Source organism: Aestuariivita sp., assembly GCF_021404545.1.
Taxonomy (GTDB): Bacteria; Pseudomonadota; Alphaproteobacteria; order Rhodobacterales; family Rhodobacteraceae; genus Aestuariivita.
Map to the genome: position 1 here is coordinate 85,926 of NZ_JAAWWD010000040.1, position 8,974 is coordinate 94,899.

8 protein-coding genes and 1 pseudogene are annotated in these 8,974 nt (G+C 57.2%); 8 read left to right on the plus strand and 1 reads right to left on the minus strand.

Annotation, left to right across the window (positions count from 1 at the left end; all coding sequences use genetic code 11):
- Positions 1–252: 252 nt before the first annotated feature.
- The 7 genes from HEP69_RS14075 (at position 253) to HEP69_RS14105 (ending at position 7,574) form a co-directional block, all read left to right on the plus strand.
- Positions 253–1,518, plus strand: a complete 1,266-nt coding sequence (locus tag HEP69_RS14075) for a hypothetical protein (protein WP_290559180.1) — start codon at positions 253–255, stop codon at positions 1,516–1,518.
- Positions 1,518–2,291, plus strand: a complete 774-nt coding sequence (locus tag HEP69_RS14080; protein WP_290559181.1) for an SDR family oxidoreductase — start codon at positions 1,518–1,520, stop codon at positions 2,289–2,291. Before HEP69_RS14075 ends, HEP69_RS14080 begins: the two co-directional genes overlap by 1 nt.
- 24 nt (positions 2,292–2,315) lie before the next feature.
- Positions 2,316–3,179: a sugar phosphate isomerase/epimerase gene (locus tag HEP69_RS14085; RefSeq protein ID WP_290559182.1), complete on the plus strand. Its 864-nt coding sequence runs from the start codon at positions 2,316–2,318 to the stop codon at positions 3,177–3,179.
- A gap of 27 nt (positions 3,180–3,206) precedes the next feature.
- Positions 3,207–3,587 carry a VOC family protein gene (locus HEP69_RS14090; protein WP_290559183.1) on the plus strand — a complete coding sequence of 127 codons (381 nt, stop codon included), beginning with the start codon at positions 3,207–3,209 and terminating at the stop codon, positions 3,585–3,587.
- Positions 3,588–4,113: 526 nt separating this feature from the next.
- Positions 4,114–5,217: a radical SAM protein gene (locus tag HEP69_RS14095; protein ID WP_290559184.1), complete on the plus strand. Its 1,104-nt coding sequence runs from the start codon at positions 4,114–4,116 to the stop codon at positions 5,215–5,217.
- Positions 5,218–5,248: 31 nt separating this feature from the next.
- A complete protein-coding gene (locus HEP69_RS14100; RefSeq protein ID WP_290559190.1) occupies positions 5,249–6,439 on the plus strand; it encodes an aminotransferase class I/II-fold pyridoxal phosphate-dependent enzyme in 1,191 nt (396 codons plus the stop codon).
- Positions 6,440–6,554: 115 nt separating this feature from the next.
- On the plus strand, positions 6,555–7,574 hold the full coding sequence (locus HEP69_RS14105) for a GNAT family N-acetyltransferase (protein WP_290559185.1): 1,020 nt from the start codon (positions 6,555–6,557) through the stop codon (positions 7,572–7,574).
- A gap of 66 nt (positions 7,575–7,640) precedes the next feature.
- Here HEP69_RS14105 and HEP69_RS14110 read toward each other — a convergent pair.
- A pseudogene (locus tag HEP69_RS14110) lies at positions 7,641–8,642 on the minus strand (IS5 family transposase).
- On the opposite strand from HEP69_RS14110, the gene HEP69_RS14115 reads away from it, so the two are divergent.
- A partial coding sequence (locus tag HEP69_RS14115; RefSeq protein ID WP_290559186.1) for an IS5 family transposase occupies positions 8,627–8,974 on the plus strand: 348 nt, incomplete at its 3' end. The pseudogene HEP69_RS14110 and the gene HEP69_RS14115 overlap by 16 nt on opposite strands.

The window sequence follows — 8,974 nt, forward strand, 5'->3', positions numbered from 1 at the left end:
GCAACGAAAACCCCCTTATAAGCAGAAAGTTTGCTCTTAAACTCAACCTTAAGACGCAATCGGAGATGAGGTGGGTCACTGCAAGACGGGATGGTGATCTGGACAAAAGCGCCCGTGATTCACCTCTTCCCGTGGCGGGTTCGAGAATCGCCTTGGCCTGCCAAAAGGAGCTTCTCTTGCCAAAAACGCCTGGCACCCCTACCCTTTAAGGAGAACTTGCCAGCTTAAACACAATTAATAGGTTTAAGAAAATTGCATCTCGCCGGATACAACAACTTCGTAAACATGGGCGTACGGCAAGAGATGTTGCACACCCTTCCCGGCCTCAGATGCGTGTGGCTCGACGATGCTGCGATTTTGGCTGATTTCCCGGGTCTGGCGACCCATGCATTCGAAAACTATCGGTCCGTTACCGAGCGCCGGACGTTCCTGGGGGCCTGGATGGCACGCATGGCGGGCGTTATCAGCAAAGGGCAATTGGTTAAGAACGATGTCAATACCGACATCCGCATCGGCCAGACCGAGCGTCGCGCGTTTCGCCCCGCGCGCTATGGGCGTTCAGCCGTGGTGACTGTTCCAAACGCCGCGGGCCAGGTTTCGGGCCTGCTGGATGTAAAGGGCTGCGGCATCGAGCCTGGCAGAAAACCGGTCCATGGCGAGCATAGAAACGGCCTGTTTTCACTGTCGCAGGCTTTTGAGGAAATCGTGGTTCAACGCCTGGTGGCGCATGTTCTCGGCCGGGAACTGCCGCCACTCACCTGTCTGCCCGCCTATGCAATCATGCTGTGCCCGTTTAACCTGAAATGGCAAGGTGGCGGAGAAGTCCCCGCCGGTTTTATGGTGCGCAGGGCCCATCTGCGGCATCCGAACGGTGTCGAATTGCCCAGCAGCGGCACGGCCCTCCAGCGGGCGATGCTTCAGATCGAGTTCGCGCTGCGGCGTTACGGCTTGACCAGTGCAAGCCCCGGCAGCCGGATGGAGATATTTGAGGACGACGACAAAGGGCTGGCGGCACGTTATGCAGGCTTCCCGCTGGAAGCGACCACGCAGCAACTGTCGGACGCTTTGGCAAAACTCGGACGTAAACCGCCGGTGTCCTTGGATGGTGTGAACCTGCAATATGCAGCCGGGCTTGGGGTCGATCCACCCACAGGAATGATCGTTGATTTCGGTCATTTTCAGCTTTGTCGGCAGTTCGAGAACCCGCTTCTTAGCCTTGTGAATGACCGTCCCTTGATGTGGGGCGGCTGGCTTGGGCCGGACGATCCGAAATTCGTTCAGCCAGATCCGGACATCGCGTTTGACGACAGCCTGTGGCAGGAAGCTTCAGCCCCAGAGCAACAGCAGGCGCAGGAGATTTTTGGCCCCGAAACCCAGGTCAAGGGGATCATCTCCGAAACACATGACATCGCGCTTGGATGTGCTGCTGGTGATTTGGATGCCCAGGCAGTGGAAGCGCGGCTGTCAGCAATGCTCACCGATATCATCCAACCAACCCGGACCTGTGGGGCTTCATGATGCAAACCGCTCAGATCAATGGATTACTTGACGGAAAGTTCGCGCTGGTCACCGGTGCTGCCCAGGGCATGGGTCTGGCACATGCACGAGCCTTGGCGAATGCCGGGGCTCGCGTTGCGATCGCGGATCGGGAGGAAGAGGCCTGCACGGCTGCCGCGCAGGATCTGGGTGGCAACGCTCTGGCACTGGCAATGGACGTGTCCGACCCGAAATCCGTGGCCCAGGGGTTTAGCGTGCTCAGGGACGCGTTCGGGCGGCTCGATATCCTGGTCAACAACGCCGCCATCATGGTTCAGGGTGAGCGTCCGTTCCAGGATTACTGGGACATGTCTCCGGAATATTGGGATCGGATCTTCGCCGTGAATACGCGCGGACCATTTCTGTGTGCACGCGCGACGAAACCTCTGATGGAAACGCACGGTGGTTGCATCATCAATATGGTCAGTGATGCGATCTGGGCAGCATATGAAGGTCAGCTGGCGTATTTTGCTTCCAAGGGTGCTTTGGATACGATGACGCGATGCTTGGCGCGCGAACTGGGGCCATTCGGAATCCGGGTAAATGGCGTCGCACCTGGGCTGACATTGTCCGACAGCGTGCGCGACAGCGAATTTCTGATGAGCCTTTCGGAAGAGATCGCCAATGCCCGGGCATTGCGACGCACGCAGCACCCGGAAGATGTTGCAAACGTTGTTCTTTTTCTGGCCAGCGAGCTCTCTCGTGCCGTTTCCGGCCATGTCATTGTGGTAAACAGCGGTGGATTGATGCGGTGACGCGAGATCGCGAATGGGGGTGAAATGCGCTTAGCGATATCGGCGGGAGAACTCGACGATGGCGAGCCGTTGGAGGCCATTATCGAATTGGCCGTGGGGTGCGGTGTTTCCGGCGTGGAATTGTGGTACCCCAAGAACTTCTCGTACTCCATGACCCGGATGGCCTCTCTTTTGGCCGATGCAGGGCTGGAAGTTGCTGCGGTGTCCAGCGCAACCGAGCTGGGCCGGGGGTCAGACGTGACGCCGGATGCAGCCACGCTGAAAGACGCACTCTTGGCAGCCAAGGCGCTGAGCGCGCCCAATGTGAACACCTATTTCGGATACCGAAGCAAGCGCGACGACGAGCGGTCCAGTTTGATTTATGCAGAACGATTATCCGATCTGTTGGCCTCTTCACCCGTTACGTCCGTGAACGTTCTGATCGAGAATGAATCAGACGGTTTTGGGAACGACCCATCCGCAAGTGATCCAACGCGCCGCCCAGGTGGGGTGGCGGCGCTTATGGCGGCTGCGGCCGAACCCCGTTTCGGCCTGACGCTTGACCCGACGAACGCCTATATCGCCGGAAATGATCCACTCATTTTCGCACGGACAACGGCGCGCCATACCAAATATGTCCACGCCAAAAATGCCCTTCAGATTGCCGGTCCCGATATCGACACCCAAGGGTGGCGGTCTTTTCAGGATCAGGGGCGGCACTATCAGACCTGTCCATTCGATGCCGGAGCTGTGCCGTGGAGACCGATCCTGCGGGACCTTGCCAACAGGGGATACGATGGTTGGGTCACGATCGAGCCGCACTGCGCGCGCAACAGTGTCGAAAGCGCGTTTTGCGAAGCTTCGGCCGCATTGCGGGACATCATCTCGAGTTTGCCACCACGGTTCTGACCCCATCACAGCAAAAAGGGATCTGAAATGGATGTTCTTGCGTTCTTACATGCCAAACTGGATGTCGCCGATATGGCCCGCGCCATGGATTTTTACTGCGGCAAGCTGGGCTGTAAGGTGATCGTTCGGTATCCGATCCCGAAGGGTGAGATCGTTCAGGTCTCGCCAACCGGGAATTCGCCTGGCGTTGAACTCTGGTACGAAAGCGATGCGCCCGCACCCGTCCGAACCGGCGTGCATATCGCCTTTGCCGTTCAGGATACCAGAGCCTTGGCGGAGCGCCTGCGTTCAGAGGGTGTTGAGGTGGCCGAAGAGCCGTTTGAGATTGGTGATGAAGTGATTGCGTTCGTACGCGATCCGGATGGTTATCTGGTCGAGTTGAACCAGAATGACCAAGGCCAGCTATAGTCTGCGGCTCAGGCTAGAACGACCCTGCCAAGGCAGGCAAAGCTCAGATCGAACTCCACTTTCGGTTGTCCCCGGCGGGCCGCGCCGCTGCACGTTAGCCATTTGTCGGTGCGTCATGATCAGGCATCGCCGACCGAGGTGGCGATGACCGGATCGGACAGATCGTTATGGCCAGGTTTCAAAGAGGCGAGGCTTGGTCTATCGGTTCGCACTGGGCGTCAATTCAACCCCAGGCTGTAAGAAAGAGCATGGACATAACCCTGAGTAGCTCATATCAATCTAGTGGCATAGCAATGTAAGCTGTAAATCCATGAGAGTGACCATCTTAAACTACGCCTTGCCGGAACCTTGCCAAACAAGCAACGGGACCCGATGGTGGCACAAGTCCGGATCGCGCTGGCCTGCAACGATCTCGGACCGCGCGAACGATGGGACCGGGTACTTCCCCTGGCCATTCCTGCTGGCATATCTGCATTCCCTGCTTGAGAAAGCCGGTCATTCGGTTGTGACTGTTGATGCCTGTTTGATGAAGCTTGATCTCGCTCAGGTTGTGGAAATGGTCGCGGCCTCTGAGCCGGAAATCGTGATCTTCGAGACCAGCGAGCAGACCGAACATAGCGATCCGGTCATCCTTGAACAGATTTCGTCAATCGCGCCGGTGCTGTTGATTGGACCGAATGTGCAGAAGGATCGCCTGGATCTGTTGAACTGGCCAGGGGTTAAGGCTGCGGTCCCGGGTGAGTATCTGATATCCGTTGCGGATTATCTGGCCAATCCAGGCGTCGGTATGGCCAGCCAACGCGAAGTTCTTGGCGTCGAGCAGATGGATGCCTTGCCCTTTGCCTATCGCGATCCCGACCTGTTCGAGCGTTACTCGGCCCGTTTCAAGACCACTCCTGAAGGGCCGCAAGGACAGTTTGTCAGCATGTGGGGATGCCAATACAGGTGCAAGTTCTGCATCTGGATCCACGCCTATTGGCCGAAGAGTTCGCAGATCCAGAAACTCTTTTCGCTAGACCGGCTGGAGCGGGAGGTTCAAGGGCTCGTGGAGGCATTTCCCGGGGTCACGTCGCTTTATGATGACGCAGATAACCACTTTTATCGACAAAGGGACGATGCAATTGCCTATGGCGACATCATGGGCCGGACAGGCCTGCCCTGGGCGGTTCTGACGCGGTCCGACAGCTATATGCTTGATGGTTCGGTCGACCGAGACCTCTGGAGGCATTGGGCAGAGAATGGGTGTTATGCCGTTAAGATTGGCGTCGAAGGCGGGCAGAGGGTTGCCGATGCCACCAATAAACGGCTGGATATCGAAAATGTTCGCGAATTCGTCCGCACCGTACAGGACCTGGGCATACAGGTCTTTGCCTCGTTCATGGTCAATGTGCCCGGCATGGACAAGCAAAGCGAGCAAGAAACGCTTGATTTGATTCAGGAGCTGAACAGCTACAATCCCGATCTGTTCGAGTATTTCATTTCGTCCTGCGATGTCACCGAAGTCAGTCCATTCAGAAAGGACGTCGAAACAAGCAACCATGACGGGCAGGCTCAGATCGAACGTGTGATCGACGATGGAAAACTCGATATCATGAGTTTGTCGCAGCAACCCAATAACATTGAGGGATGATTTTGCCGTGCAGCGCCTGTCCACGAGCGATGTGATATCGCTGCTTGAGACCAGCCCAGGGCTAAGTCTCTTTCCAACCGAAAACAGGATGTCACCCGCTGCGATGAAGGCAATCGGTGCGGCTGCCTATGGGCGGTATCCCGGGGCAGAAGGGCCTGGTTTCTTTTACGGAGACACCATCGCGCTTGACCGGCTATATGAGCATTGCGCTGAGCTGGCTTGCGCGTTCTTTGATGCTGATACAGCGTTTGTGAACTTCCTATCCGGGCTTCATGCGGCAAAATCGGTGTTATCGGCGATGGCGCGTGCCGAAGACGCAGTGATGATCATGGACCCCAGCTGTGGAGGTCACTACGCCACGCAAGAGATCTGTGAACGTCTTGGTCTCAAGCCGTCTTTCATCCCCTTCGATAGGCAGAGATGCGAAATCGACATCGACGCCTTGGCGCAGGACTGCCAGAGAACTCAGGCAAGTCTGGTGTACTTCGATGTTTCGACGCTTTTGAAACTGCCAAGGATGGATGCAATCCGTCAGGCGGTACCCCGCTCCGTAAGGGTCTGCCTTGATGCCTCTCAGATCCTGGGTTTGGTCCCGGCCTTTCCGCATCGCATCGGGCTCGAGACAGGTATCACCTCGATTTCCGGCAGTACGCACAAGACTTTCCCCGGTCCGCAGAAAGGCATCTTCATAAGCAACGATGAAGACGCCGTTGGCGCGATGGGCGACAGGATGCCATTTGAGGTCTCAAGTGCCCATGCCAATAATGTTGGCGCCCTCGCGATAACATTTTCCGAGCTTCAGCCCGATCGGGTCAGATACGGCCGGGATATCGTGTCGAACGCAAAAAAGCTTGCGACAGCCCTTTCAGAGACAGGCTTTCGCGTGTCAGGGTCCGATTTTGAATTCAGCGAAACGCACCAGGTCTGGATCGAACCGCCCGAGGGGCAAGATCCGATCCCGTGGGGCCATGCGCTCTGTCGCGCCGGTATACGGAGCACAGTTGTTGTTCTGCCATCCTCCGGCCAGCCAGGATTGCGGATGGGCGTTCAGGAGCTCACCAGGTTGGGCATGGGAGGCGAGCAAATGCAGCAGATTGCGTTGCTTTTGGAGCGCTGCCTTCTCGCCGATACCGATCCCGCGCAGTTGCGCGGCGAAGTGTATGACATCGCCAGGGAATTCGAAGAGGTGCAGTATGTTGCAGGCGGGCGCGACGGCGATTAGTCTCCCTCACTCATTTTTTCCAGGACATCGGTGGATAACACAGGTGTCCGCTTAGAAACGGCAAGGCGTTTTCAGCATCTGACAGGCTCCAATCGGCAAGCAAAGAGACCAGAACATGCCCGCTCCCATCGAAACCGATCTGACGGTTCGGGTCGTCACAAGCGAGAGCGGGTTTTCCCACCTGCAGGCAGCCTGGGAACAGATGGTGTCGGCGTCTTCGGTCAGCCCGTTCCAGAGCTACCAGTGGGTCAGAGCTTGGTGGCACCTTGTGGGCTCCAAAAGCGGTCTCCACGACCTTGAGATTCTGGTTGTCGAACGTCATGGCGTCGTGCGGGGCCTCGCCCCTCTGATGTTGGAGCGTGGCGCCAAGACGCTGCGGTTTCTTGGCGACCCATGGGCCGACTATCTGGATGTGGTGATCGACAGTTCAGAAGATGCTTTCTCTGTCTCAACCGCCCTTGTCGGTGCGCTCAAGACAGGAATGACGTCTGGTCGATACAGATCGATTGTCCTTGATGAGCTGCCAGAGCATTCTTCCATCGTTGCTGTGGCGCGCGCGGACGCTCAGTTGAGGAACCGCATCGAAGACGCGTCGGTGTGCCCGATCTTGTCGCTTGAGGGCGCTGCCTATGACCTTGCGGTCGGCAAGCGGGAGTATCTGATCAAACGCCGCCGTCTCAGAAGAATGGGACAGCTTGAATGCCATGTGCACACTGATCCCGATGCGATCGCAAAACGCGTCAATGCGTTCATGCAAATGCACCTGCGCCAATGGTTCGGGCGCGAGGACCGGGGCCTGTCCTTCGACGATCATGTAATGCGGAGGTTCTATCGCAACTCAATTGGCCCGCTTGGGCGTGCAGGATTGATCACGCTGTTTGAATTGAGATTGGATGATAAGCCGATCGGATTTTATTACGGGTATCTCAATTGCAGCTGCTTTTTTGGCTACCGCCCCACCCACGACACCGGTTTGAACCGGTTTTCTCCCGGCGGTATCATGCACTTGGAGATTTTCGAATGGCTCTGGTCAAAGGGCTTCAAGACGTTCGATTTCATGCGCGGGGATATGGCCTATAAATGGCGCTACGCGTCTGACCACGTGACAAACCAACGTGTGATCTGGACATCATGATACGGTGAACGAGGCTTTGTTGCACAAATCGGTTGAAGGGCGGTCTTCCCCTTTCCCCGGACGCATTTATCCTACGGTCACAGTGACAGGTATGCCAAGGGTGGTGTAGCGATTGAGCACCACGATGCGGATTTGGATTTCCGCGACCTGCCGCTCGAAGTCTCGCGCCATCAAGGATTGACCCAGTCGTTTCACACAATGCATCTTGCTCTCGACGCGGCTCCGACGGTGGTATCCGCTCCAGCGCTTCCAGATGGTTCGACCGAGATAGCGCGACGTGTTGAGCGCATCGTTGCGGGCGATGGCACCGGGGCTGGTGGGCTTCCATGGCTTGGCGTTCTTTCGGGGTGGTATGACGGCATGGGCATCGCGGGCGGCAATGGCGTCATGGCATTTGCGCGTGTCATAGGCCCCGTCGGCAGTCACGGACCCGATATCCTGATCGGGCGGGATCTGGTTGAGCAATTCCGGCAACATGGGCGCGTCCATTGCCCGGCAGGCGATTTCTGCAAGAAATCTGCCGAGAGGGGCCGATAGTGCTGGTGGTGACCTCCACGGCCCGAACCTCCAGTGTTTCTGCATCGATCCCTATGTGTATCTTGCGCCAGATGCGCCGTTTCGATGAGAGGGATGCTTGCGCGCGTTCCACTCGCCCTCACCCTCGGATTTGATGCCTGTACTGTCGATCAGCAAGTTCAGTGGCCCCGTACCGCCGCGATACGGCAAACTGACATTCAGGGTCTTCTGGCGACGGCATAGCATGCTGTAATCGGGCACCGCCCACTCCAATCCGATCAGCCGCAACAGGCTCTGCACGAACCCAGTCGTTTGCCTGAGCGGCATCCCGAACAAAACCTTCAGGGTAAGGCAGGCCTGGATCGCAGCATCGCTGAAAAGCTGTTGACGACCACGCTTGCCGCCCGGTGGCGGTGCCCAGACCATTTCCGGGTCAAACCAAAGCTCAAACGATCCACGTTGCTCTGGGGTCTGTTGAGATTCAGGATTCCCAACTAGCGTGAGTTCTGATTCAACCTTCCAAAAGGGAGGTCTGAATGGACACGAGCAGATTTGTTATCCGCGATCATCAATGGGCGAAGATGGAACCGCATTGCCTTGGGCTCAAGGCGCATCCTGGGCGCACTGGCAGTGATCCGCGCCTGTTCATGGAAGCGGTGTTCTGGATTGCGCGCACCGGATCGCCGTGGCGCGATTTGCCGCCCGGTTTCGGGAACTGGAATACGATCTATCGCCGGTTCCGGGATTGGGCCAGAGCAGGCGTTTTCGAACGCATGTTCAATGACTTGTCTGACCAGCCCGACATGGAGATGGCAATGATCGACGGCACAATTGTCAAGGTTCACCGCGCGGGACAGGGCGCAAAAGGGGGACTCTCCGTCAGG

What these genes read in the sequence shown, in the direction of transcription:
- HEP69_RS14080 (WP_290559181.1), top strand. Translation starts at nt 1,518, where the DNA reads ATGCAAACCGCTCAGATCAATGGATTACTTGACGGAAAGTTCGCGCTG.
- HEP69_RS14085 (WP_290559182.1), top strand. Translation starts at nt 2,316, where the DNA reads ATGCGCTTAGCGATATCGGCGGGAGAACTCGACGATGGCGAGCCGTTG.
- HEP69_RS14090 (WP_290559183.1), top strand. Translation starts at nt 3,207, where the DNA reads ATGGATGTTCTTGCGTTCTTACATGCCAAACTGGATGTCGCCGATATG.
- HEP69_RS14095 (WP_290559184.1), top strand. Translation starts at nt 4,114, where the DNA reads ATGAAGCTTGATCTCGCTCAGGTTGTGGAAATGGTCGCGGCCTCTGAG.
- HEP69_RS14105 (WP_290559185.1), top strand. Translation starts at nt 6,555, where the DNA reads ATGCCCGCTCCCATCGAAACCGATCTGACGGTTCGGGTCGTCACAAGC.